Annotated in this window: 26 protein-coding genes; 12 read left to right on the top strand and 14 right to left on the bottom strand. The window is 52.1% G+C overall.

From position 1 onward, the window contains the following. Positions 1-40: 40 nt before the first annotated feature. From ACO0LL_RS29135 to ACO0LL_RS29125, 3 genes are all read right to left on the bottom strand, one after another. On the bottom strand, positions 41-2,779 hold the full coding sequence (locus ACO0LL_RS29135) for a diguanylate cyclase domain-containing protein (protein WP_422954326.1): 2,739 nt from the start codon (positions 2,777-2,779) through the stop codon (positions 41-43). Between the two features lie 211 nt (positions 2,780-2,990). Next, a complete protein-coding gene (locus tag ACO0LL_RS29130; RefSeq protein ID WP_422954325.1) occupies positions 2,991-3,950 on the bottom strand; it encodes a hypothetical protein in 960 nt (319 codons plus the stop codon). Positions 3,951-3,959: 9 nt separating this feature from the next. Beyond that, positions 3,960-4,907, bottom strand: coding sequence for a glycosyltransferase (locus ACO0LL_RS29125; RefSeq protein WP_422954324.1), 948 nt, complete (start codon positions 4,905-4,907; stop codon positions 3,960-3,962). Positions 4,908-4,989: 82 nt separating this feature from the next. Here ACO0LL_RS29125 and ACO0LL_RS29120 point away from each other — a divergent pair, with 82 nt between their 5' ends. The 3 genes from ACO0LL_RS29120 to ACO0LL_RS29110 are packed head-to-tail and all read left to right on the top strand — an operon-like array spanning position 4,990 to position 6,330. Beyond that, positions 4,990-5,769: a metallophosphoesterase gene (locus ACO0LL_RS29120; RefSeq protein ID WP_422954323.1), complete on the top strand. Its 780-nt coding sequence runs from the start codon at positions 4,990-4,992 to the stop codon at positions 5,767-5,769. A 13-nt stretch (positions 5,770-5,782) separates the two neighbouring features. Beyond that, complete coding sequence (locus tag ACO0LL_RS29115; protein WP_422954322.1) at positions 5,783-6,070, top strand: hypothetical protein; 288 nt, start codon at positions 5,783-5,785, stop codon at positions 6,068-6,070. 35 nt (positions 6,071-6,105) lie between these two features. Beyond that, positions 6,106-6,330, top strand: coding sequence for a DUF6434 domain-containing protein (locus tag ACO0LL_RS29110; protein WP_422954321.1), 225 nt, complete (start codon positions 6,106-6,108; stop codon positions 6,328-6,330). An 87-nt stretch (positions 6,331-6,417) separates the two neighbouring features. Here ACO0LL_RS29110 and ACO0LL_RS29105 read toward each other — a convergent pair whose 3' ends face one another. Continuing rightward, positions 6,418-7,884 carry a DUF4214 domain-containing protein gene (locus tag ACO0LL_RS29105; protein WP_422954320.1) on the bottom strand — a complete coding sequence of 489 codons (1,467 nt, stop codon included), beginning with the start codon at positions 7,882-7,884 and terminating at the stop codon, positions 6,418-6,420. Between the two features lie 400 nt (positions 7,885-8,284). Between ACO0LL_RS29105 and ACO0LL_RS29100 the strand changes: the two genes are divergently transcribed. After that, positions 8,285-8,593: a hypothetical protein gene (locus tag ACO0LL_RS29100; protein ID WP_422954319.1), complete on the top strand. Its 309-nt coding sequence runs from the start codon at positions 8,285-8,287 to the stop codon at positions 8,591-8,593. 34 nt (positions 8,594-8,627) lie between these two features. On the opposite strand, the gene ACO0LL_RS29095 is transcribed toward ACO0LL_RS29100, so the two are convergent. From ACO0LL_RS29095 to ACO0LL_RS29075, 5 genes are all read right to left on the bottom strand, one after another. Continuing rightward, positions 8,628-9,083, bottom strand: a complete 456-nt coding sequence (locus ACO0LL_RS29095) for a chromate resistance protein ChrB domain-containing protein (RefSeq protein WP_422954318.1) — start codon at positions 9,081-9,083, stop codon at positions 8,628-8,630. A gap of 28 nt (positions 9,084-9,111) precedes the next feature. After that, positions 9,112-9,468: a rhodanese-like domain-containing protein gene (locus tag ACO0LL_RS29090; protein WP_422954317.1), complete on the bottom strand. Its 357-nt coding sequence runs from the start codon at positions 9,466-9,468 to the stop codon at positions 9,112-9,114. Positions 9,469-9,479: 11 nt separating this feature from the next. Then, on the bottom strand, positions 9,480-10,610 hold the full coding sequence (locus ACO0LL_RS29085) for a chromate transporter (RefSeq protein ID WP_422954335.1): 1,131 nt from the start codon (positions 10,608-10,610) through the stop codon (positions 9,480-9,482). A 99-nt stretch (positions 10,611-10,709) separates the two neighbouring features. Next, positions 10,710-11,696: a chromate resistance protein ChrB domain-containing protein gene (locus tag ACO0LL_RS29080; protein ID WP_422954316.1), complete on the bottom strand. Its 987-nt coding sequence runs from the start codon at positions 11,694-11,696 to the stop codon at positions 10,710-10,712. Positions 11,697-11,801: 105 nt separating this feature from the next. Continuing rightward, the gene (locus tag ACO0LL_RS29075) at positions 11,802-12,119 is read right to left on the bottom strand and encodes a GNAT family N-acetyltransferase (protein ID WP_422954315.1); all 318 of its coding nucleotides are present in this window, start codon (positions 12,117-12,119) and stop codon (positions 11,802-11,804) included. A gap of 240 nt (positions 12,120-12,359) precedes the next feature. Here ACO0LL_RS29075 and ACO0LL_RS29070 point away from each other — a divergent pair, with 240 nt between their 5' ends. Next, positions 12,360-12,869: an HAD family hydrolase gene (locus ACO0LL_RS29070; RefSeq protein WP_422954314.1), complete on the top strand. Its 510-nt coding sequence runs from the start codon at positions 12,360-12,362 to the stop codon at positions 12,867-12,869. A 59-nt stretch (positions 12,870-12,928) separates the two neighbouring features. Here the strand turns inward: ACO0LL_RS29070 and ACO0LL_RS29065 are convergent, their stop codons facing one another. Continuing rightward, complete coding sequence (locus ACO0LL_RS29065; protein WP_422954313.1) at positions 12,929-13,729, bottom strand: substrate-binding periplasmic protein; 801 nt, start codon at positions 13,727-13,729, stop codon at positions 12,929-12,931. After that, positions 13,726-15,333, bottom strand: coding sequence for a methyl-accepting chemotaxis protein (locus ACO0LL_RS29060; RefSeq protein ID WP_422954312.1), 1,608 nt, complete (start codon positions 15,331-15,333; stop codon positions 13,726-13,728). Before ACO0LL_RS29060 ends, ACO0LL_RS29065 begins: the two co-directional genes overlap by 4 nt. Before the next feature lie 297 nt (positions 15,334-15,630). On the opposite strand from ACO0LL_RS29060, the gene ACO0LL_RS29055 reads away from it, so the two are divergent. Genes ACO0LL_RS29055 through ACO0LL_RS29045 form a run of 3 tightly spaced genes read left to right on the top strand, consistent with a single transcriptional unit; the run spans position 15,631 to position 17,135 of the window. Beyond that, a complete protein-coding gene (locus ACO0LL_RS29055; RefSeq protein ID WP_422954311.1) occupies positions 15,631-16,203 on the top strand; it encodes an O-acetyl-ADP-ribose deacetylase in 573 nt (190 codons plus the stop codon). 4 nt (positions 16,204-16,207) lie between these two features. Continuing rightward, the gene (locus ACO0LL_RS29050) at positions 16,208-16,591 is read left to right on the top strand and encodes a lysozyme inhibitor LprI family protein (RefSeq protein ID WP_422954310.1); all 384 of its coding nucleotides are present in this window, start codon (positions 16,208-16,210) and stop codon (positions 16,589-16,591) included. A gap of 58 nt (positions 16,592-16,649) precedes the next feature. After that, positions 16,650-17,135, top strand: a complete 486-nt coding sequence (locus ACO0LL_RS29045) for a hypothetical protein (RefSeq protein WP_422954309.1) — start codon at positions 16,650-16,652, stop codon at positions 17,133-17,135. On the opposite strand, the gene ACO0LL_RS29040 is transcribed toward ACO0LL_RS29045, so the two are convergent. After that, positions 17,119-17,370, bottom strand: coding sequence for a hypothetical protein (locus ACO0LL_RS29040; protein WP_422954308.1), 252 nt, complete (start codon positions 17,368-17,370; stop codon positions 17,119-17,121). The genes ACO0LL_RS29045 and ACO0LL_RS29040 overlap by 17 nt on opposite strands. Positions 17,371-17,620: 250 nt before the next feature. Here ACO0LL_RS29040 and ACO0LL_RS29035 point away from each other — a divergent pair, with 250 nt between their 5' ends. Then, a complete protein-coding gene (locus tag ACO0LL_RS29035) occupies positions 17,621-18,427 on the top strand; it encodes an alpha/beta fold hydrolase (RefSeq protein WP_422954307.1) in 807 nt (268 codons plus the stop codon). 50 nt (positions 18,428-18,477) lie between these two features. Here ACO0LL_RS29035 and ACO0LL_RS29030 read toward each other — a convergent pair whose 3' ends face one another. Continuing rightward, complete coding sequence (locus ACO0LL_RS29030) at positions 18,478-20,439, bottom strand: methyl-accepting chemotaxis protein (protein WP_422954306.1); 1,962 nt, start codon at positions 20,437-20,439, stop codon at positions 18,478-18,480. A 678-nt stretch (positions 20,440-21,117) separates the two neighbouring features. Here ACO0LL_RS29030 and ACO0LL_RS29025 point away from each other — a divergent pair. Beyond that, entirely contained in the window at positions 21,118-21,699 is a 582-nt protein-coding gene (locus ACO0LL_RS29025; RefSeq protein WP_422954305.1) for an RDD family protein, read from the top strand. Between the two features lie 83 nt (positions 21,700-21,782). On the opposite strand, the gene ACO0LL_RS29020 is transcribed toward ACO0LL_RS29025, so the two are convergent. After that, positions 21,783-23,531: a DUF4214 domain-containing protein gene (locus ACO0LL_RS29020; RefSeq protein ID WP_422954304.1), complete on the bottom strand. Its 1,749-nt coding sequence runs from the start codon at positions 23,529-23,531 to the stop codon at positions 21,783-21,785. Positions 23,532-23,900: 369 nt separating this feature from the next. Between ACO0LL_RS29020 and ACO0LL_RS29015 the strand changes: the two genes are divergently transcribed. Both ACO0LL_RS29015 and ACO0LL_RS29010 read left to right on the top strand, forming a co-directional pair. Beyond that, a complete protein-coding gene (locus ACO0LL_RS29015; RefSeq protein WP_422954303.1) occupies positions 23,901-24,494 on the top strand; it encodes a hypothetical protein in 594 nt (197 codons plus the stop codon). Positions 24,495-24,586: 92 nt separating this feature from the next. Beyond that, positions 24,587-25,228 carry a Vat family streptogramin A O-acetyltransferase gene (locus ACO0LL_RS29010; RefSeq protein ID WP_422954302.1) on the top strand — a complete coding sequence of 214 codons (642 nt, stop codon included), beginning with the start codon at positions 24,587-24,589 and terminating at the stop codon, positions 25,226-25,228. Positions 25,229-25,368: the final 140 nt, after the last annotated feature.

Here is a 25,368-nt window from a genome sequence, read left to right as displayed (position 1 = left end):
CCAGTTGAGAGTAGACTTGTCTCCCGGAATAAGGCAAGCCCTACTCTAGTTGCAACACCTTGAAATTATTCCGCCCCGCCTTCTTGGCCAGGTACAGGGCTTCATCCGCCTTCTTCAGCATCTCGCCAGCATTGGAATTATGTTCTGACGAAATCGCGACACCTATGCTGGTGGTTACCATCAGGGGTTTGCCTTCTATATCAAAAGGCGTGGTCATGGCTTGCACGATTTTGCTGGCGACCATGTCGGCTTCGTTATGCATGTTCAGGCCTTCGAGTACGATGACGAATTCATCACCTGCGAGGCGGCCTGCAAGATCAGTTTGACGTATGCAGTGCTTAAGGCGGCTGGCAAATTCCTGCAAGACCAGGTCGCCGGCATGGTGGCCCAGGCTGTCGTTGATGCTCTTGAATTTATCGACATCCAGGAACATCATCGCCATCAGGCGGCCTGTACGTTGTGAACGGGCGCTGGCCTGTTCCATTCTTTCATTGATCTGGTTACGGTTGGGCAGGCCGGTCAGGGTGTCAAACCTGGCCAGGGCCAGCAACTGTCTCTCAACAGCCTTAGCGTCACTGATATCGTTGATGAGACTATTGACACCGACCACTTTGCCGTTGTCATCATATTGCGGCACATACGTGGCATGGTAATGACCGGTCTTGCCCGCGACGCTGATCTCGGTTTCAAATTCGGTTTTTTCACCTGCCATAGCGAGTTTGTAATGCACGTGATGTTCTTGCTGCATGGCGCCAGACAGCAGCGATAATACCGGCTGGCAGCGTATCTCGGACAAGGGCAGATTGAACCAGGTTTCATACGGGCGGTTCACAAACTGATAGCGGTTTTCACTATCGATAAGGCTGACAAAGGCTGGGATATTGTCGGCAATGGTGCGCAGCAGGCCTTCGCTGGCAGCGAGTTTGAGCTCTGCCTCTTTGCGTGCGGTGATGTCGATGACCATGGAATAATAACCCAGGGTGGCACCCTCGGCATTGGTGTCGGGCACGTATTCATACTGCAAAAAGCGCTTGATATCACGCTCAGGCGCATAGCGTTCAAACGAGATTTTTTCGCCATGCAGGGCACGCTGCATATTGTCTTTCAATTCAAGATATGATTGCTCACCAAACACTTCGCGCACGGTCTTACCCAGCAGATGTGCAGGTTCGAGACCGGGGATCTGGCCGTAATTGCGGTTGCAGAACTGGTAGCGTTCGCTGGCATCGACATAAGCGATCATCGCCGGCACATTGTCGGTGATGGTGCGTACACGTTTTTCACTGCGCGTCAGATCATCCTGCACGCGCTTGAATTCGGTGACGTCTTCTACCAGTACAAAAAAGCCATCGACCTGGCCGGCCTTGTTAAAGTCTGGCACATAGGTCACCCTGTCCCACTCCCAATAACCATAGCGCTCGATGCGGCGCTCAAAGCAAGTCCATTCCCCATTCAAGACCTGGGTCACATATGGTTTAGTCTGGCGATAAAATTCCGGAGTAGAAATCTGCTTGATGGTCTGTCCTATCGCCTGTTGCGCTGTGAGACCAAACAAGTGCTCTATGCGCTTGTTGACGAAAGTATATTGCTCGCGATAATCGACATAGGCGATAAAGGCTGACATATTGTCTGCAATCAGGCGCAGTTTCTTTTCACTGGCGCTCAGGGCTGCCTCGGCATCCCTGCGTTTGATCATGGCATCATCAAAGGCCTTGGCCAGGTCGCCTATTTCGTCTCTGGGATATTCCTTGCTTGCTTGTTCCACCAGAAAATTGGCGTCGGCATTATTGACCTTATCGCGCAATTTTTGTAAAGGCGCGAGTTGCCAGTACATGAACCACCAGACCAGCAACAACAAACTCAGCAGTAATGCCAGGCTGAGCAAGACTGCTTCACGCCTCACTTTGGCGACGATGCTAAAGGCTTCGTTGGTAGGAAATACACCAGCAACCATCCAGCCTACCGACTTCAGGCGTCGGTAACTCAGTATGGCTTCATCTTTGGTATTGTCGTTGGTAGTCAGACTACCTTCCAGTGCATTGAATGCAGTTTCGGGTATCTGGTTTTTGTCTGGTGATTCGCGGCTGTTTTTTAATATCTGCCTGTGATCAGGATGCGTTACAAAAACGCCCTCGGTCGTCAGCACATAAAAATAGCCTTGCTCACCGATTTTGGCGGTTGCCAGGTCAGCCAGAAAGCTGTCCTGCGTCAGCTCTATGGTACCCACCAGTACCAGCAGCATATGGCCGCTGGGGTCAAAGACAGGCACACAAACCACGACCAGAGGCCGCCCGGACAGGCCACTTTTCAAAGGGTTCGATATGGTGATCTTTTTTTGTTTAATCGCCCTTTGAAAATAGTCGCGGCTGCTGATATTGAGCTGGCCTTTGGTGTCGGGGTTGTCCATGTTGGCCACGATGTCACCACGCACATCAAACACGGCCAGATTATCAAACAAGCCATCAAGACTGTGATAACGCTCGATAAAGCTCTGGACGTTCTGCTCACTGATGTCACCTGATCCCAGGTCACTGGCCAGACGGATCAGGGCATTTTTCCGGAGTTCTACCTTTTGGTCAATTTCATTGCCCAGATTGGCGATCAGGCTGGACTGCCTGGCGACGATGAGTTTTTCCAATGCGCTTTCAAATACAGACGAAGCCAGCGCATACAGCAAACTCAGGGAGAGGACAAAGAAAATCGCCACCGCCACGGTCAGGCGGGTTTTCAAGGTGATATCGCGGATACGGAATATACGAAATAGCGGGGCTGATGACATATCATTCGGCAATCAAAGAGCAATCACGATGATCTTAGCACCCGCCTGTACAAGGGCAACATATTTTCAGGCTTACACTGGCTGGCAGATTGCAAATCTATGTGCCATGCCAGTCTTGCCCCAGTGGCAAGCTCAACTCAGCCAGGGGACAGCGATGTAAAAACGCGACAATCACTGCCTGGAAGTGGCCGTCCACCAGAAAAATGCTACATCAGGAAAACCGGCCCAGACTGTCGTCCGTCAAGATAACTGCGCTGCCCATGTCCGTAATCAGGGCAGATTGGCCCTGCTGGCGGTCTGGCACGCAAATCGGCACATCATTGGCACCCGGCTGATCGTCACAGTCAGGTGCCTGTGGTCTGTCAGTGGCAGTATCATTGTTGGTATCACTGCGGGAATCACTGCGGGAATCACTGCGGGAATCACTGCGGGTATCACTGCGGGTATCGTCGTGGCCATAGTAAGCATTGTCGGTATAGCTGACCGTACCCAGGTAAATCCAGGCACGGTTATCGTCATAACTATAGTTACTGGTCATATCGCTGGCAGGGTAATCATGTTCAGCCGCTGGCCCTGGTGCCTCCCCTCTGACGCGACGCGCGGCCAGTTCACGGGTCTGCATGGCCAGTTGGTGTATCTGGCGCTGCATGGCTGGTGGGATATCACCACTGAGGCCGCGCAATTCTTCCAGCGCCTGCAACAGGTCCAGGTCGCTGTAGTACAACTGTTCCAGGTTTTGTATCAGTCCCTTGACGGCCGTCACTTGCTCATCAAGCGCATCAAAGTAGCTGCCCTGTTGGTGGTTGAGGAAAAAAGCCAGGCGGGTCTTTAAAATGATCATGGCATTGTCGCTGCCAGAACGGCTGAACAGGCCCAATATCTTGCGGTTTTCCCGGAAGGTCTCGCGCACCAGATCATCGACAAAGCCAGGGAAATGCTGTTCCAGCGCCAACAGTGCTGCCGATGAAAAATCCGGCAACACGCGCTCCACCTGCCCTTCCAGCGCCTGCTTGCGCGCGGCCCGTTGCTGCTCCAGCAAGGCGCTTTGCGCAGCGATCTGCTCCTTGGTGGCCTGGGTGGATAGCTTCAGACCCGCGATGGCGACATCAATATCTGACAGGGCAGGATCCAGCAAGGCTGCATAATCATAGCTGAGGTCGTAATTAGACATAATTTTCTTTCACGGCAAGGGACTGTTTTGTAGCTGGGATTGTTCGCCATCTTCACGGCGGGACTGGAAATAATCAATGAAATACTGGCGCAGGCGCGGCTTGCGCATATCGGCATGCCACTCCAGCGGGCGTCCTGGCTGCTGCTGCAAATCCGTCCAGGGATTAAACCCCAGGTCGGTGATCTCATGCATGCGCAGGAAATAGCGACGGTGCTGTGCCTCGCCATGCCACAGGTGGCGGATTTCACCAGCCACCACACCCAGCCTGCCCTGCACCTGTTCATAAAAGCGCTGGCCCCAGGCTTGCAGATGCTGTATCTGCGCACGGTCATGCTTCAAGGCATTCTGTATGCAAAAGTTATAGTCGCCATAAATCGCATGCGCCATGAAATGATCTGCACTGCCAGAAATCGCCGCCTCATACAGACCCACGCTATCAAAAAGACTGCGTCGCATGGCCCAGCCATAACCGGTATGGCCGTGGGTATCATAACGCCCCGCATGCAAGGTAGCAGGTTGCACCTGCATGACGGCAGCAAAAGAGCGGACGCGGTCGGGCGCGGCACCTGTACCGCCATCTTGCTCCAGGCGCAGGCAACTATCCCACACTTGTGCCACCGGGTATTGCTGCAGCACCGCCACCAGTTCGCTTGCCCAATTTTTATTCTCAAACACGATATCGCAATCCAGCCAGGCCACATAGCGGCAAGTGGCAGGCAACCAGGATGCTGCCAGGTTCAGCAGCCTTTCCTTTTGCCACAGCAAGGTGGCTGAACGCAGTTGCAAGACATCCAGTGCCGCAGGCAATTCAAAAGGCGCATCGCCAAATGCACATTCAACGGTAATACAAGTCACCCCAGCCGCCCGCATGCCCTGCATGAAGACATCATAATTCTGCCTGCGCGAGACATAGCGGCAGGGGTTGAAGTAAGTGGTGAGAATGACTAGTTCAGACATGATGTGATAATAATTGCACTTGGCAAATGCAATAACAGCTCACTTGTTATAATGCAAAATCAATACTATACGCTAGGCACTCATGCGCATACAAATCCTGTCTGACCTGCACCTTGAAGCCTGGGGTGATACCGCACCTCTTATTGACCCTGCCATCAGCCAGCCTGATGTGGTGGTGCTGGCCGGCGATATCCACAGCGGCAGCAAGGCAGTGAGCTGGGCAGCGCAACAGTTTGCTGGCATCCCTGTGCTGTATGTGCATGGCAATCATGAAGCCTATGGCAAAAACCTGGAAGACATGCAGGCTGATGTTGCCCGCGCCTGTGAGGTTACGGACAATGTGCACTTTCTTAATGCCCGTGAATACCAGATAGGCGACATACGCTTTCTGGGTGCAACGCTATGGACAGATTTTTGCCTGTTTGGCGAAGAGCAGCGTCCCTACGCCATGACAGAGGCTGCCGACCTGATGCCCGATTATCAGCGCATCACCCTGGCTGAACAAGGTTATCGCAAACTGGAAGCAGCGGACACCGCACTCATCCATGCGCGACAAAAATCCTGGCTCAATAAAAGACTCAATACCAGCTTTGAGGGCCGCACTGTCGTCGTCAGCCACATGGCACCGTCGATACAGTCGGTAGCGCCGCGCTATGCGGATGATTTGCTATCCGCCGCCTTTGCTTCTGAATTAGACGTGCTGGCGCAAAAAGCTGATCTTTGGATACACGGCCACATGCATGACAGCTTTGATTATCGCCTGGGAAAATGCCGCGTCATCTGTAACCCTTGCGGCTATCCCCTGCACAATGGCAGGATGGAGAATGCGCAGTTTGACCCGCACCTGGTTGTGAATATATGACAAGCCTGTGCAAATGAAAAAACCTGGCATCCCCCTGGTCGCCCTATTGCTTTATGTGTCAGGCCTGTGCTGTTTCATACTGCCTGTGGTTTTTCCTGCTTTGCAGTTTGATGGCGGCTTTGGATATATGTTCGTGCTGTACTACCTGTGCGGCATCATTTTTTTGCTTGCAGGTTTCATTTTTCACTCCTGGGTCAAGTCAGGTAATGCCGCAGCTCACGCACGGTTACTTGAAGGTATAGAAAAGGATACGGTTTCACATCGACTGGGAGAAGGCCAGGAGAGGGGTCAACAGGATTGATGAGAATTTGAATACTACGCAGAAAGGAATAAGACATGAAAACAGACTGGCACAGCCTCGACATCTCACGCACCACTGTCGTCGATAAAGACTACAAGAACACGCAAAACGTCAGGCGCTTTTTAAGTGCTGAATGCGGTGCTGACTTCAAGCTTGACCGCAACTTCATGGCCTGGATCATCAATGGCGAGCACAAGACCATGGGGGATGTGGCAGATGAATGGCAACGACTTTACGCTGGAAGCGTAAAGCCCGTTTGATCATTTTCCAGCCTGTCTTGCCGCGCCAGGAGTACAAGACAGACATACAAGACAGGCCAAAAAATCAATCATCTCAGAGCAAGCAACTCAACCCAGCCACAGCTTGAACTCTATGCCGTTTTGTATCGTGCCTATGACCTGTGCCTGGTTCTCGGTACTTTCACAGAAGCTCGCCAGTGCACCGGCGGCCGTGATCTGGCCTTTGCTTAACTGATTGTTCCAGTAATCAAAACCCGCCTGGTCTGGCGCACGGTGCAAGACGTTTTGGTAAAAATTCGTGATCAGCGTCGTGGTCGATGGGTTGGCACCATACAGCTTCTGGAATTCAGCCGACTGGAAAAAACCTGCTGCCACCGTCGTCAGGCTGGAACCCTTGTCCATGTCCTTGATCCAGTAACCCAGGCCTTCAAGATCAGGCTTGCGGCCAAATGCAGCCTGGTACAGGCGATAAGCCTGGCCTGCCGTGCCATTGATGTCGAGCGCGATGCTCTTGTCAGAAAACTGCAGGCGTTCGACGTTGAACAGGCTGTCGATATCACCATTCGATTTGACGCGCAACTGAAAAGCCGAACCAACCGGGGTAATTGCAAAATTGCTGGCATTGCCAGCCATGATGACGGTGTCCATGCCAGTGCCGCCATCGATATTATGATTGCCTGTGCCAACATTGATGGCATCATTGCCGCTGCCAGCATTGACGTGCAAACGGCCGCCGCCACCATTGATGGTGATCAGGTCGGCACCTGCGCCTGAGGCGATCAGGTAATCCGAATACATGACGCCAGGTAAATCGACACTGATGACATCTGCACCGGAAAACGAAGACTCATCAGCCAGCAGTTTTTCATCTATCTGCTGGTTGGCTGACAAAGACACAGAAACGCCAGTGATGCGGTTGTAGCTGCCATCATAGTATTCAGTGACTGAAGAATTCATCACACCGCTGACGCTGGACTTGCTCAAACCCTGTGCCACGCTGTTGCTGTTGGATGAAAGATTGAAATTGCCTTCCACAATAGTCGATGCAATGTATTTGTCGGCAGTTGCCGTCACCTTGCTGATGGTACCTACATTATTGCTATTGACGTCGCCACGGATGGCACCCTTGACAGTGATATAGACATTCCCTGTCACCGGATCATAGCTGGGACTATAAGCAGGTAATAAGGTAGAAAACGACAAGTCAGTCAGCAGAGCACTGGTCGGTGTAATGGAGACAGAATTGGCACCATTGATGGTGGTATTGGCGTAGTTGAAATTGAACTGACCACCTTCAACAATCGACATTACCCCGCTGTAATACAAGCTCAACTTTGTCGCCGAGGCCTTGCCTGCTGCAGCATAGGGGTCGTCGAGCACCAGTCCAGTATAAGTCATGCTGGCACCGTCAGGGAAGGAAAACCTCGCCTGATTACCGCCAAAATCGAGTGCAGAATAATACGCATGATCTCTGGCCCAAAGCGCACCCAGTTTAGGGAAAACATCAAACAAAGTCCCCAGGCTGCCATTGGTAGGAGGCGATTTGATCAATTGCTGGTAATTAGCGTTAACCATGTTTTGAGACAGTTTGATATTGATGTTTGCCATAAATGAAATTTATCTGAATGTGGGAACTGGTTCACTACCTCAAGCTGCAGCATGCACATGGCTGCCAGGCAGATGAAACGGATGTCTTGCTTGAATGCATGTATGACATGCAAAGAATTTCACGGCAATTGTAACATTTTGTCTCAATTTGAATATGACAATGCTATTTCCTAAATCTTGTTCACCGACAAGTACTCATTTCACCCAGGGCATATATTTTTCTTATGACTGTCAAATGGATATTCATAGCAAAATTAATTGCAATTTAAATAATGATCATTTATATTTTCAGAATAACAATTTAGAAAATATATTTTCAATCTTCATTTGGTCTTGAAGCCCTGAATGACAATTTCCTGGAGTAGGCATGAAACAACTGCGCGTACTATCGATCTTACTGGTGATGTTCAACCTGGCTGCCTGCGACAGAGGCTGGTCCAGCCAGCGCTATGAGCTGGTGGCGGCATCCGACGGCAAGGTCTATAGAATCGATTCGCAATCCGGCACCGTTCACTATGTCACAGCCGAGAAAATGCAGGCCCTTAACGATGGCCTGCCGACTCTGCATGTGGGTGAGTATTACCAGATGGCCGATGCCGATGGCAACAGCAAATACCTGAAGTATCTGGGTAACGGACAATTTGAAAAAAGCCCGGCGTCCAGCCAGGTGAAGTGATTGCCAGCAAAGGCAGCCGCAGCCGCCTTATGCTTCAGTTCATTAACGGTGGCCATTGATGTGCTTCTGCCTGACAGTGCTGGCACCACGCATACAGCGCGTCATACATGACCATGCCATGTCTTAGCATGATGTGGTCATCTACAAAGGTTTTTGACAAGCCCAGTGACAAGGCATACAGGCCTGCCGATTGCGCCGTCAAATCCAGCTTGCCGGTGTCTGCGCCACGGACGATGGTCGCCAGGATTTGCAAGGCAGGATCGGCCATTGCATATTTCTTCAGGAAAGCATCAAAACTGCACAAGTCACCGACATGGCTCAATTCCACGCCAGGAATGTCATACGGTATGGCAGCGGTTTCTGTGGCGATGCGCAAGACATCGGTATCAGGCACATATAAGAATTCTGCTTCACTGTCGATGAAATTCACGATCAGCCAGGGGCAGGCAATGCGGTCTATCTTGGGTCGTTCACGGGTGATCCATTGCATGATTGTTCTCCCACGATGATGACAGGACTTAGCCTGCCCGTCTGGCCAGCATGCCGCCAGCCTGTTTGTAGGCTTCCAGCCCACCTTCGAGGTATCGTGCTGCGATACCCGCTTCATTAAGAGCGCTGGCGCAATTAATACCGACTTCATGTCCCTTGATGCAATACACAACGACATTCTGTTGCTGTGTCAGCGCCGGTGCCCAGTTAGTCACCTGCTCAGGGTCCAGCCAGACTGCCCCGACAACCTGCAAGCTGTCAGCTTCAAAGGCCGGACGCCTGCGTACATCAATCACGGCTGGCGGGTTGGCACTGCTTAATTCACGCATGAATTCTGCAACGCTGACAATTTGCGTTGTTTGTTCTGTTTGTTCAGTTTGTTTCATTTCCAACTCCTCTAAGGGTGAAGCAAGGGGTAAATGAGCAGACCCAGAACCGCTGCAGCCGCAACGATGACGGGTTCCTGTAACTTCTTGAACTTCCACAACAGGAAGATACTGACCAGGGCAATCACTGCCGTCGGTACATCCAGTATTGAGCGCCTGGCAATGACCAGCACAGAACCGGCAATCGCACCTATCGCTGCCGCCGTGATGCCATCGACAAAAGCAATCACACCGGGCAACTTGCCATATTTTTTAAAGTAAGGTGCCGGGATGACAGTGAACAGATAGCAGGGCAAAAAGGTAGCCAGCGCAGCCACTGTTGCCCCCGGCAAACCCGCTACCAGGTAGCCGATAAAACCCACCGTGATGACCACTGGCCCGGGCGTGATCATGGCAACTGCAACGGCATCGACAAACTGCTTGTCCGTCAGCCAGTGATGTTCAGTCACTACACCGCCATACAGGAAAGGGACAATCGCCAGGCCAGAACCAAATACAAAGGCCCCGGCCTTGGCAAAGAAGATGGCGATCTGTGTTAACAGCGAGGCGTCTTGCGTAGCCAGCATGCTGCCTATGACGGGTAATTGCAGCAGCGTCAGGCCGGGCAGTTTGCTACCACCCAGCCATGCAGGTGGTGCACGCAACAGCCAGACCAGCACACCGGCAGCGATAAACAGCCAGGCGATTTCTGTCTCGGTGATAAAGGTCAGTGCTGCCAGCAAAAGATAAATAGCCCATAGCAGCTTGTCCTTGCCTATGCTTTTTTGCGTGAGCTTTTTGGTGCTCATGACGATGATGCCAACCACCGCAGCACCGACACCATAAAACACTGCCTGCATCCAGGTAAGGCCGCCATAGCTGGTATAAGCCCAACCCAATAACACCACCATCACGAAAGAAGGCAAGACAAAGGCAATGCCTGCCAGCGTCGCCCCCCAGATGCGGTAATGCACATAGCCCATATAGATGCCTAGCTGCGCCGCCAGCGGGCCCGGGGCCAGTTGCGCCAATGCCAGGCCCTCTTTGTAATCAGCGGGCGAAATCCAGCCGCGCTGCTCAACCAGGTCACGTTGCATATAGCCGACCAGCGCCACCGGGCCACCAAAGCCCAACGCCCCCAGTCGCAGCATGTAGAGCACCATTTGCCACAGCGTATAAGCGGGGGCGGAATCTGGTACATCTGGTACATCTGGTACAGTTTGATTTGAATCAGGCAGGCTCTGGCTCATCGCAGTGACCTCTTATGTTGTACTTGGCTGCACTACAGAAAAATGCTGGTAAAGCGCATCCAGTACCACGCTTATTTTGTCCAGCAAGTCATCATCGTCACGGGCGTTTTGCCGTGCACCGGCCAGCATGGCTTCAAAACCACTGGCCTCAGGCACATAGCCATTGCCAATATCGAGTACATGCACCATGGCCCCCAATCTTTGCAAGCCACGGTCAGCTTCCAGATCAAAACTGGCCAGCAAGACCTCAAAACTGACACGGTCACCGACATGGGTAAATGCTGCACCGTCAAAGTCAAAGCCCAGCGCACCTGGCGGGCAATCCTTGACCGACTCCAGCCAGACAAAGCGCGCATGTCTATCGATGAAGCGGCGTATCAGCCAGGCGCAAGCCACCCTGTCCACCCACAGGTGCTGGCGGGTAGCCCAGGTACGGCCCTGATAATCATCGATGGCCAGTGCTTTGATTGCCGCCTGCACTGCCTGCGGCTCACCGACCGATAACAGGCCCTCTGCCGCCTGCATGAAATCCATCCAGGCAGCTTCAACCGTGTTGCTGCCATCACCAGGGAAGTAATCTATGCTTTTGAAAGCCTCATACTCACGCCGCATTTTGCGCAAAAGCTTGGTAATTTCCTGCGGCTTCAAATTGCCCAGGCCGGGACGTGCATCTGCCAGAGTCTGCAGCCAGGTTGCATATTCGCCACTGCGGTCAAACAAGGCCTGGAAAGCCAGATTCTCGTCTTCAGTCTGGGCCCAGACATGCAATAGCCAGGCACTACCACCTTCACGCAAGGTTTCTTCCGACAAATCCTGCAGTGCCTGTTGCTGCACCTCACCAAAAGGTAAAAGATAAGCCCCATCGCGCAGGGAGCCGCAACCCAGGGCCTTGAGATTACGCCAGATACGCATGCGCCCGGTTGCACTGTTCGTGGGCAGGCTCAGCACCAGCAATAGCCAGCGGGCAGATGGATCAGCATTGATAGTTTGCGTTTTCATGAAACACATACTACACAATAATATGAGTTATTACAAATTTTGTAGAGATAATTACCTATATTTATAAAATACAAATAAAATCCGGCCTATCTGCCTACTGGATAATCAGGCAGGATTTGTGGCCCTGCTCATGATCGTGACCGGCGTATTGTCCAGCCTGGCATTCTCAATGGTCTGCCAGCCAAGGCGTGCATACAGCGATTCATTACGCGGTGTGAACAAATAAAAATGATCAAAGCCTATAGATCGCGCCTCTTCCGCAGCGCGCAGCGACAGTGCCGAAGCAATACCCTTGCCACGGAATTGCGCAGGAACAAAAACGGCAGATAACCACGGCGTCAGATGCTGGTGCGTGAGAGTGCTGGCAAGGATGCCGGCAACACCAAACATCTGATCATCTGAAGACAAGGCGAGCAAAGTCACAGGCAATGCCCCTGCAATTCTGCAGCGATCAGGGCATCAACGTCATACCGGCAGGCTTCATTTCGTCAACGAGAAACAAAACAGCCTGGCAAGCGGAAAACATCAGGTTTTAATGTATTACCCTCAGCCATAACTTACCTGCTTGCCGGGAGCTAGCGCTGCATCTATCATGCTGTAGCAATGGTCAAGGCCAAGGCCAAAGATAGGAACTGCATCTGCAAAAGGCGGCATAAGATAAATATGAATTCGAATAAACAACGCCAGCTTATTGTCTTCGATCTCGATGAAACATTGGTCCATGCAAGCATGACTGATTTGGATCAGCCTATGGCTTTTGCATTTCCACCCTACTTTGTTTATCAGCGGCCCTTCTTGGTAGAAATGCTGGAAGAACTGGCGCCACATTACGACCTGGCAGTATGGTCATCGTCATCAAGGGAATATGTAGATGCTGTGGTCGCGCAAATCTTTGGTACTCGCTACCCAGTCAAGTTTGCCTGGTCGGTCGAGCGCTGTGTGCAGCGGGTGGACATCAAAAGCAATAGCTATGTTTATATCAAGGATTTGAGAAAAATCCAGGGTCAGGGATATACGCTAGACCAGATTACCATAGTGGATGATTCGCCAGAAAAAATCGCCAGGCAGCCGAGAAACCATATTCTGATTGCACCTTATCTTGGAGACCAGAAAGATAGGGCCCTGCTGGATATCGTCGGGAAATTCAAATTGAGAACGGTAACTTGCGAATAATTAACATACTCATTGGCATACTCATTGGCTTAAGTTCGTGCTTAAGGAACCAGTGAATATTACTCCTGATAGCGCTCAAATATTCTTTTCAATTCCCCATTTTTCTCCAGCAAAACCAGGCTGGCACCTATCTTCCTGACCAGCTCAGGCGACATGGTTTTTGCCATGCCCATGTAGAATTTTTCTGTTAGTTGGGGTTTGCTCAAAAGCCGTATCTTGTCTTCCAGCCCCGCCTGCCTGATCGCCAGGCCTATGCCGGGTGAACGGTGGCAATAAAACCGCCCGCGTCCTGCCAGCAGCTTTTTCAGGTTCGAGATGGAAGAAGTGGCGGTGTCGTCTATCTTCAAACCGCCCATTTGCGTGAGGATATCGACGATGCCAAAACCGCGCAGGGCGAGGATGATGCCGTCATTGCCTAGCTTGCGTATATCATCCCAGTCTTCAACTGCAACGATATCATCCGCCCGCACGGCCAGCAGGTAATTGACAGAGAACAATGGCGTCGCGGCGAACTGGTATTGTGAGGTATTACGCGCTATGCGTTGCACTCCGCAAATGACATCAATATTACCCGCCTTCAGACCCGCGTCTATACGCGCACGCGGTTGCCAGAGCTGGTCACCGGTAAATTGCAGCTCAGGGTCAGCCTTTTCCATCGCGCGCATAATATCTACACACATCCCGCCTATCGCAAGCTTGCCTTGCTGATTGACGATGGCAATATACTTGGGCTCCGATGCCTCCTGGGCAGCCGTATGTATCTCTGTGACAGCACCAGCGGGCAGCATGAGCGTCAGTAACAAAAATATCACTGCGCCTTGCAAGACCCGCAAAGGACTAAATTGCAGGGGCTTGCTCATTGCCTATATGCCAGCCTCTTATCTGATTTCACAGCCCTGCCGGAGCTGGCGTGCGTGAACTGTTGTTGCACTTTGAAAATGCTGACCACATTCGACAAATTGCCAGCCTGATCCTGCAAGCTTTTTGCGGCAGCGGCAGCTTCTTCGACCAGTGCTGCGTTTTGCTGGGTCACGCTATCCATTTGTATGATGGCATTGTTGATCTGGTCTATGCCGGCGGACTGCTCTTTGCTGGCGTTATTGATTTCATTCATGATGCTCGTCACTTTTGCGACGCTATCGACGATCTCGGACATGGTCGCACCAGCCTGATCGACGAGGCGCGCACCTTCGCCTACTTTATCGACTGAATCAGAAATCAGGGCCTTGATTTCTTTCGCCGCGCTGGCTGACCTTTGCGCCAGGTTGCGTACTTCTGACGCAACCACCGCAAAGCCCCTGCCCTGCTCGCCTGCACGGGCCGCTTCAACAGCCGCATTCAAAGCCAGGATATTGGTCTGAAACGCAATACCATCAATAACGGCAATGATATCGACGATTTTATTCGATGAATCACTGATCGCCCCCATCGTAACCACGACTTGCGATACCACCGTACCACCCTTGACGGCAGCATCAGATGCCGCATGTGCCAACTGGTTCGCATCACGGGCGTTTTGTGAATTCTGCTTCATGGTACTGGTCAGCTCTTCCATGGAAGAAGCGGTTTCTTCCAGCGAACCTGCCTGCGTCTCGGTGCGGGCAGACAAGTCCATATTGCCATTGGCGATATCAGTTGATGCACCGACGATGGTGTCTGTGCTGTTACGTACTTCGCTGACGATATTTACCAGGCCATTGTTCATGTCTTTCAAAGCCTGCATGAGCCGCCCGGTTTCGTCTTCCGATTTGACATCGATATTGGTGGTCAGGTCACCGTCAGCCACGCTGCGTGCCAGATTCAGTGCATGCTGCATGGGCCGGGTGATGCCTACGGTCAGAAACCACGCGCAGACACTGCCAAGAATAATGAACAGGATGATCAATGCGCTGATCAGCATGGAGCTGCTCTTGGCGATTGCATCGACTTCCTGACTCAGGTCATCAACATCTTTTTTCTGGAACTCAAGAAAATCCAGTTCACTCTTTTGATAGGCATCCGACACGGGCATGAATTTTTCAAACAACTTTGCCGCTTCATCTGCCTTGCCGTCTTTTTTCAGCTTGGTGATCTCGTCGCGCAGCGCAATATACTGCTTGCGCACGGCGATGATATTGTCGAGCAGTTTTTTCTCTTCAGGGAAGGCGATATGCTCTTCCATGTATTTTTGAATTTCATTATTCCTGACAGTCGATGCCTTGGCGTCACCGGCAAAATATTCTGCCAGTGCATCGTCATTGCTCTTCACTATCGCCAGGGTACGCTTGAGCCCGGCCACGGTGATCCGGTACCATTCTTCGGTCATGCGCTCTTTTTTCAGCGGTTCCTGCATCATGGAACGGGTGCTGTCAGCAACCTCATGCAAACGCCACAATCCTATTCCGGAAGAAACCGTCGCCAGCAACATAACCAGGCCAAAGCCGATGGCGAGACGCGTCCCTATGTTCAGATTCTGAATTTTCATTGCCTGTCTCCTGGATATTTTTGTAATAAGGCATTGCAGAGCTGGGGTTGGTGCCGGATATCGCCCGGCCCAACCCCTCACTTGCTTTTCACCTTCAAATTTCATGTCTGGTGAAGCAAGCTTTCATTGTTTTACCTCTTTCAAGCATATTAGACAATTGCTATTTTGCAAGTCAACGATTGCAAAATACCATGAAAATGATATAACCCCGCCCTCTTACATAGAGAAAACAGCTTGATAACAGCACGCTGTTTTCATGATATCTTGACACTTATTTTTGATTCAGTCATTACATCCATGCCACACATCCTCGCCATCCGTGCCGACATCACCAAGCTGCAAGTCGATGCCATCGTCAATGCCGCCAATTCGTCCCTGCTGGGTGGTGGTGGCGTTGATGAGGCAATACACAGAGCTGCAGGACCGGATCTGGTGCATGAATGCCGTCTGCTCGGTGGTTGTAAAACCGGAGAAGCAAAGCTCACCAAGGGCTATCGTTTGCCCGCCAGTTTCATCATCCACACCGTGGGCCCGGTGTGGCGCAACGGGACCAACAATGAAGCTGGCCTGCTGGCCTCTTGTTATTACAACGCCATGCGCATTGCAGCAGAAAAACAGTTGAGCAGCATCGCCTTTCCCAGCATCAGCACCGGTATTTATGGCTACCCCATAGAACAGGCCGCCCGCATTGCGGTAAGCTATGTGCGCTCAGCGCTGACAGACTACCCCGTGCTACAGGAAGTGATTTTCTGTTGCTTCTCGGACAGTGACCTCAAGATTTATGAGGCCATATTGGCTGAATCGGCTGAATCGGCTGAAACAGCAAACACGGCACCATCAAAATATACTGACCACAACCAACAAGGCTGAACCCATGCGCTACCTCATCTGCTTGATTACCCTGGCCTGTGCCAGCCAATTGGCCCTGGCACTGGATTGCAGCAAGGCATCCAATACGCTTGAAATCAATGAATGCGCATCCATAGAACAAAAGAAAGTGGAAGCAAAACTCAACGTCGTCTATCAGCGCGTGATGAAGTTCCTCGACAAACAGATTGCTGACGGTGATCTGGACAAGGCATCCAAGACTACGCTCATAGAAGCCCAACGCGCGTGGATCAAATTCCGTGAGGCGGATTGCAATGCCGTCTATCAGTACCACATTGCAGGCACCATACGCGGCGTGATGTCCATCAGTTGCATGCAAACCCATACTGAGCGGCGCATCAAGGATCTGGAAGAGTATGAAAAGAATTGAAACTCATGCGCGTCAGTGTCGCCCTGCAGCTCAGTGATAATTCAGTGATGATACAGTGATGAACAAGATTGACCCACCCACCGACATTGTTCGCTTAAGCAAAAAGAGACAGCGCAATGTTCAGGAGCAAAACAGATTAAGCGAATATGGCTTGAGAACCACAGCCACCTATTGGCGCGCACATGCACTTCCCAAGGCCTTACATGATGCCGGTCTTGCCCACGGTATAGACTGGGGCAATAGCATCATCATTGATCTTGTCGCTGATTTGCCGTGGATGCGAGACACAGTGATGGGCACAATATTGAGCCAGCAAGAAAAATTCATCGAGTTTGAAATTGAAACTAGCCAGCAACACCAGCTAATCAAGTCCATAGAAGTCTGGCTTGATGTGACTGCGCAAGCCAATGTTCACAAACACAATCGCGGCACGGGCAGGGGTGCAGGTGCAATGGCACTGGAGATACGCAGGGAGCTATGCACGCCTGCCGGTTCGCCATCGGCTGATAGCAGCACAACAGAATGTGCTATCTCTGCTTTTTAGCGAGTACGTACACAGAGCAAAGACGCCCTGCAATCAACCTGAGGCCAAAAGCCAAGACAACCACCAGCAATAAAGGTTTGCCCGGCCCCCACAGGGCACCAGCCATGCCCAGGGACAATGCCGAAGCAAAGCCCATATCAATCTCACTGAAATGGCGCTCAAGCACAGCTTGACAGGATGGGCAGTCATAACTCACCCGCCGGACCAGTTTATACCAGCGATGTCTAGTCAACATGGGTGGGGTCAACTGCAAATCAGTACGGCATTGCGGGCAAAGATGGCGTTTGAGCATATTTGAATTGGCTAAATGACGCGTAGCATTTGTTCGCGGTTTGGCAAGATCAGTTTCCCTGCATGGCTACAATTATACATTCCCACTTTGCCCGCCTGCCCTTGCTGCTATCATCCAGACAGCAGGCTAAGCAATTCGATCGCTAGCCCGGTCGATTGTGTGGCAACGTCTGAGACATGAAAGATCACCAATAATGAGAGATGAAAAAATAAAATCAACTGAGCACAGAATAAAAACCGAAGCAGGCCAACTGTATGCCTGTAGCTGGCAACCGACAAACCATGAGGGCCATGATAACCAGCCGCCTATTTTGCTACTGCATGATTCCCTCGGCTGTGTAGCTTTATGGCGTAGCTTTCCCGCACTGCTGGCTGATCATAGTGGGAGACAAGTTATCGCTTACGACAGGCTGGGCTTTGGACAATCTGATGCGCGTGACGATGTGTTGAGCCTGGATTTTATTGCGCAGGAAGCGGCGACTTCTTTACCACTGCTGCAAAGCCACTTTGGTTTTGAGCGCTTTATAGTCATGGGGCATAGCGTAGGCGGTGGCATGGCGGTGCATTTTTCAGCTCTTTACACTGACATCTGCGATGCCCTGATCACTGAGTCTGCACAGGCCCTGGTCGAAGACAAAACACGGGCGGGCCTTATCGAAGCGCAACAGCAGTTCCAGCAGCCAGGCGCATTAGACCGCCTGCGCCGCTACCACGGTGACAAGGCCGCATGGGTGCTCAATGCCTGGATCAATACCTGGCTGTCATCCGCCTTCGCTAACTGGTCACTGCGCGATGTGCTGCCACAAGTAAGATGCCCTGCCCTGGTACTGCATGGTGAGCATGACGAATATGGTTCAAACCTGCACCCTGAGCAGATCGCAGGGCTGACAACTGGCCCTGCACAACTGGAGATCATCGCTGGCGCGCAACATGTGCCGCACAGGGAACAGGAAGACTGGGTGATAAAAAGAGTCTGCCAGTTCCTTGTCGGCTTAAAGTAAGTTCAGCAGCGCGTACTCATTCATGAGCAACCGCAACTCAACACCGTCGCCTAAAATTCATCCCACTGCTCATCTGGCTTACTCGCTGCCTTGGGTGCAGCCACCCTTGATGCTGGCCTGGTGACAGCAGTGACAGATCTGTTGGCGGGTTTTGGTCCAGTTGCACCCCTTGGTGAACTGGCCTGTGGTTTGCTGGTGGCTGCCTGGGCATCGTCGAGCTTGAACATGCTGATGATTTTCGACAGGTGTTCTGCCTGTTCCTGCAGGCTCTCAGCCGCAGCCGCAGCCTCTTCAACTAGGGCAGCGTTTTGCTGTGTCATTTCATCCATCTGGGTCACGGCGCGGTTGACTTCTTCTATGCCTGAGCTTTGTTCCTGGCTGGCGGCGGTGATCTCGCTCATGATGTCGGCGACCTGCTTGACCGAGGTGACGATCTCGCCCATGGTCTGCCCTGCTTCATCGACCAGACGAGAACCAGAGTCAACCTTGACGACAGAATCATCAATCAGGGTTTTGATTTCTTTGGCGGCAGTGGCTGAACGCTGCGCAAGGTTGCGCACTTCAGATGCCACCACAGCAAAGCCACGGCCTTGCTCACCGGCACGCGCCGCTTCTACTGCTGCATTCAACGCCAGGATATTGGTCTGGAAGGCAATGCCATCAATGACGCTGATGATATCCACGATCTTGCGTGAACTGTCCTTGATCGAATCCATCGTGGTGACGACTTGCGACACCACCTCACCGCCCTTGCCTGCCACGGTGGCGGCTGAAGCAGCGAGCTGGTTGGCCTGGCGTGCATTATCGGCATTTTGCTTGACGGTAGAGGTCAGCTCTTCCATCGATGAAGCGGTTTCTTCGAGCGAGCTGGCCTGGCTTTCAGTGCGGGCAGACAGGTCAGCATTACCCGCTGCAATCTCGCCAGAGGCCAACCTGACCGAGCCGCTGGTGGCGCGTATGTCTATCAGCACCGCCGCGATCTTATCGACAAAGCGGTTGAAGGCCTCGCTGATCTGTGCGAGTTCGTCCTTACCATCGGCGGCCAGGCGCCGGGTCAGGTCACCTTCGCCAGTCGCAATGTCTGCCATGGCATCGCGCACCAGCTCCAGTTTTTTCAGGGCCTGGGCTACCAGTGCTGTCAATACCAGGGCGGCCAGTGCGACCACGATGATGGCGGTGACGGCAGAGGCGGTCAGCATGGCGGTCAGTGCCTGGGTGGCCTCTGCCCTGTCCAGCACGGTTGCCAGCAGCCAGTCAGTGCCAGCGATTTTGGTGACGAACAGCATGCCCTCGCGCCCGTTCAGGTGTACGGTGCTGCTGGTCTTGGATGCTTCGGTCGCATTCAGCACCTGTGTGGTCAGGCTGGCATCGAGATCGCTGAGCGGCTTCAGCGTCAACTTCTCATTAGGGTGGGCAATGATCTTGCCGCTGCCGTCGAGCAAAAACGCAAAGCTGGCTGGCGTAGGTTTGATCGAGCCTACATTGCTGGTCACCACGTCTAGCATGACATCGGCGGCGGCCACGGCAGTGATACTGCCCTTGCCGCCTATGGGGTCGGCAAAGGTCACTACCAGTTTGCCGGTACTGGCCCCGATATAGGGGGCAGTAATGATGGGGCCACCTGCTTCGCTGGCCTTGATATACCAGGGGCGTGCGGTAGGGTCATAGTCGGCCGCGCGTTTGCGGTCTTGCGAGAACACCGCATGCTTGTCGGCAAAACCGATATAGACCATGTCAAACACACCTGCCTGCTCACCCGCCTTGAGTGCACCCAGAGGCTCGGGCAATTCTGCCGCCAGCTTCAGCGAGGCGACTGCGGCCTGCTTGGACTTGACCCACTCGGTAATGGCGGTTGCATGGCTTTGAGACAGTTGCAGTAACTGGCTGTTGAGTGCATCCATGGTGCGCGAGCGCGTGGTAAAGAAATTTGCCACCACCATGGCAAGCATGGCAATCACAACGATGGACACACAGATACTGATGAGCTTCCTGCGTAGCGACGAAAAAAACATACCGGTTCTCCAGTGATGACAAAAGACGGGATATTCTGTGGCAACAGCTTTTGCAGCATAGCACTGATTTTGTCATGCAGTCATCTGGCAAACCCGGCCTTCTGTTATAGCCAGACTGGAAATCATTTTTTCGGGAATCATGTTAACTAATTGCAACGACCATGGAATTGAGAAGAGCATGATGGTCACTTGCCTCTGTACGGCTGCGCATCAGTCTCAGCATTTAGTTGCAAATTGACGACGTTGCCCACAATTAATATGATTAATATCAATGGGCTGAACGCAATTGTTAAATATTTGCATGCATGTTGTTTTACCTATGGGCGCAGGCGTATTCTGGCGAGTCGCATCGCTGCCGCATGGCAACAAGTAATCATATTGCCATTACTTTGCACATGACAAGCTATTTGCAAGGTTTTGATTTCTGGCCCGGTGACTGGTATCTTCAGCTTCTCGCGGGCACGCGGCGTTTGCACATGCGTGGGTTGATGGCTTACTTCCGGCTTATTTTGGGCTTATATGTACGCTTATATGTGCGCCGATATCTGTACTTATTTACGGGCTAATGAAGTTTCATCTCGCGCCGTAATATGTTGCAACAATTTTTGGCAAAACTTGTCTGTTGAATACGCTATGCTTAAGCATGGCATCCCCTATCCTGGGCTTTGAATTGCAAGAATGAATGCGCTACTGACACCATTGCATGACAATTATGCGTCAAGAGAGACGGGGGATTTGCTCGCCCTGGGTATCAAGCCTGATCTGGCTGAACATGAGTATGCTGCGGTGGAATCGATACTGTCGGTACGTGGTGTGGATATCAATGCTTTCAGGGAACACCGCCAGCAATACCTGAAAAGTGCCGAGCAGCAAAAACCTGCTGATGACAAGCTGGCCTATATGTCACATCGCCTGGCCGCCCAGCTTATTGATGTGATAGGCATCGCCCTGCTACTGGCCATGCTGGGTTTGCTGATCACCGTCGCCCTGCCCAACCTGTTCAAGCAGACTAACCGGGCCATCCTGATATTGTGGTCGCTTTACCTCTTGTTCAAGGATGGCTTTGATGGGCAAAGCCTGGGCAAGCGCATTATGGGCATACGTGTGCTACAGCGTGACACTGAGCAGCCCTGTAACCTCACGCAATCCTTTGTGCGCAATATCCTGGCACTGACAGTGGTCGATTGGTTGTTCGCGCTGGGCAGCAAGCGACTGCGCCTCGGTGACATATTGGCTGGCACCAGAGTAGTCAAGGAATAAGCTGCTACCTGACTGGCCGCCCTTTTTGTAGCATTCCGCTGTCGCATCCCGCCATCACATCTCCCTGTACATCCCTCTGCACATTACAAAAAGTTCGTCACATCAAAGCCAACCAGGCTCAGGTTATTCACATTTTTCAATATCCCTACCAGCACGATTTCATCCGGCGTGATGTTGTTGACATCGAGCTGGTTGATCACATACCAGATGCTGGCGTCGCCTATGATGTCAGCGGTGATAACGACCATCTTGCTGGCAACAGTGGGGCCGGTAAACGCCTTGCCGGTACCAAACAAGGCAGCGATCTTTGTGGTGTCGAGCGCATTGCCCTGCACCGTCAGCACATCGCCATTGGCCCAGGCTTTTGGGGTAGTGGCTGCAGCATTGACAGCGGCAATCCTGGTGGTGCCGGTCTTGTTCAGGAAGGCAGAGAAATTCAATACATCACCCCCCTTACCTATGGTGAAATTGGTGATGGTATCCACACCATTAGCAACCGGGGTAATGCCAAAAGCATAGGTATCAACCCCTATGCCACCCTGCATGGTGTCGATACCGCCACCGCCAGTGAAGAAATTCGCGTAATTCGAACCTATCAGCAAATTATTCGCTTCATCGCCCTTGATAGTGGTGGTCACCGTCACCTTGCCTGCGGATGAGCCGGTGGTGGTGCCAGTGCTGCTGGCAGGCGCTGCAATCAGGCTAAGATCGACATAATCGACCTTCTTGATATCACCACTCAGCAAGGCCAGCGGTTTGCCGTCCAGCGTCAGCAAATCCTGGCCCAGATCTACCACCAGCGGCGTGGTCAGCGCGCCTTTGCCACTGAGCAGGTGGTTGGTTTCATTAAGCGGGATATCGATGTAATTGATCTGCAGATCAGACTTGACTGCATTGATGATATTGACAACCTTGCCGCCAGTGAATGAGGTATTGTCCAGCGTCACCGTCAGGTTCGCGACATTGTTGATACTGGCATTGGCCGTGGCCTTGCCGCTCAGGGTCAAGGTAGCGGTGGTATCGGTCGTCTTGACCAGGGTGCCAGTCAGGCCTGTGGGTACATTGGTGATCTTGCCCAGGGATGTGCCGACATTACCTTTGAAGGTGTCGCCAGTCAGGGTGAGGATAATGCTGCTGGTGATGCTGCCATCATTGAGCTGCTGTTCGACAAATGCCGGGGCTGAATAACTGATACTGCCTATGGTAGGTGTCACTTCAGACGCCTGCGCCACTTTCAAGACCAGTTGCTCGACATTGGTAGGGGCAGCAGCAGCCTCAGCCGCCGTTGGCATACGCCCTATCAGGGTGGTATACACCACGCTGGCATACACCTTGGTCGAGGCGGCTATCTTGAATTCTTGCGACTGGGCAAACTGATTGACGATTTCACCACGTGCCATGCCGTTGTTCATCTGCCCTACCCAGTAGTCGCGGCCTGCCGCATCGGCGCTGCGGCCAAGCACGTTCTGGTAAATCAGGTCGAGGAACTGGCTATTTGACAAGTTTGCACCGTATTTGCTGACAAACTCTTCTGATTGTGCAAACACCTGGGCAATCTGGCTATTGCTGCCGCCATTCCTGTGTACGCCCATCCAGAAGGTAAAACCATCGGTATCCGGTATGCGGTTGAAGGCAGCGAGGTAAAGCCGCACGATCTGCTCGGCAACCGGGCTATACTCAGGCGCAATCAAAAAACTGTATTCCACCCCGGCGCGGGTGAGCAAACCAGAATCAAGGCGGGACGCATACAAATCCACAGTCTGTTGATCTGGTTGTTTGTCCCAAAGTATCTGGAACAAGCCTGTGACAAATTCTTTATTGGTTTTGGCCATCGTTGCACCTGCATTTATTGCAGCAAATAATCATGGAGGAAACAGCAAGCAAGCCCTGGTGGACTATAGCAGTTCACTACTTTACGGCAAACTTTCTCAAAGTTTCAGTGTTTTATCCAACTATCCAGCGTTGTTCACAATCCCATCATGCGAATCGGATAAACTCAGAGTTCTTGCCAGACGGAAAACCCCCTATTTATGCAGTATATGCCAAAAATTTTCGACGCAATTCATACAACAGGCATTAAAAAACCCGCCAGTTCCCATTTTCCGTGCGCGTAATTGATAAAATACAAAACATCCTGCAAGTCATTCACTAGTCAGACTAGTCAGCCCAGGCCCGGTAGCAAAAGCAGAAAGCAAGACATCATGAAAATAGCCGTCCTCTTCCCCACCCAGACAGAAGCCGCCCTGTTCCAGCGCGAAGGCATCATCACCATTGTCTCTGGTGTAGGGCTCACTGCGACTGCCCATGCAACCCTGCGGGCGATCTATGAATATGAACCCGACATGCTCATCATGGCGGGCATTGCCGGGGCTTACCCTCATTCCAGCTTCAAGATCGGTGACGTGGCGCTGATAGAAAGCGAAGTCGAAGGTGACCTTGGCTTTTTCACACCCGATGGTTTTACCCATCTCGCCCATCTGCCCATAGACATGGAATTTGAGCGCCGCCATACACTGAGCTGTCCCTTCATCCCCGTAGGAACAGAGTTCGCCAGGGCACGCAGCATGTCACTGAATGCCGCCATGGCCCATTATGTCGAAACCGAATTCGTCGATCTTGAAAACATGGAAGGTGCGGCCTTCTTCTATACCTGTTTGCAGGAAGACCAGCCCTTCCTGGAGTTGCGGGCGATATCCAACTTCGTCAATGTTGATAATGATGAATGGGACATGCAGGGTTCGATCAAGGCCATGACTGCGGCACTGCACCGCTTGCTGGATGATATACAACACTGAGACAGCACTGAAATAGCACTGAGACCGCACTGAAATAGCATTGAGCCACACTGAACCAGCACCAAGCCGACACAGAATCTATACTGAATTTTATGCACGGACCCGACCCCAAAAACCTTCACCCCATGCAGGGCTTTCCCCAGGTTTGCTATATCCAGAATACCGTCAGCAATCCCAATATCATCATCGGTGACTACACCTATTATGATGACCCGGAAGATGCTGAAAACTTCGAGCGTAATGTGCTCTACCATTTCCCCTTCATCGGCGACAAACTCATCATCGGCAAATTCTGTGCGCTGGCGCGTGGTGTCAAGTTCATCATGAACGGAGCCAACCACAATATGGCAGGCATCTCCACCTACCCTTTCCAGATTTTTGGCAATGGCTGGGAAAAAACACCGATGGATCTTGAAGCCCTGCCCTACAAGGGCGACACCATCATCGGCAATGACGTCTGGATAGGATATGAAGCCCTCATCATGCCGGGTGTGAAGATAGGCAATGGCGCAATCATTTCTTCACGCTCCGTGGTGGTTGCCGATGTACCAGCCTATACCATCGTCGGCGGCAACCCGGCCAAGCCCATACGCCAGCGCTTTAGCGACGATGTCATCGATACCCTGGAGCAGATCGCCTGGTGGGACTGGCCGGTAGAAAAAATCAGCCGCTACATCAGCGTGATTATTGCCGGCGATATAGGCGCACTCAAAGCCAGCGCCCTGGCTGAATAGCCGCATCCATTTCAAATTAAATTACCTCCGGCAAAGCCGGAGGTTTATTGCTGGGGCGCCTCAAAGGCGCTGGTAACCCTTGATCCGCCTAAAGGCGGCTACAGTCCCAATTTCATTTGGTCGTAACGCTCATCTTCCTG

The organism is Undibacterium sp. TC4M20W (assembly GCF_049340245.1).
Lineage (GTDB): Bacteria > Pseudomonadota > Gammaproteobacteria > Burkholderiales > Burkholderiaceae_D > Undibacterium.
Note: the sequence above shows the minus strand (reverse complement) of the source record. Positions and strands in the feature narration are given on the sequence as shown.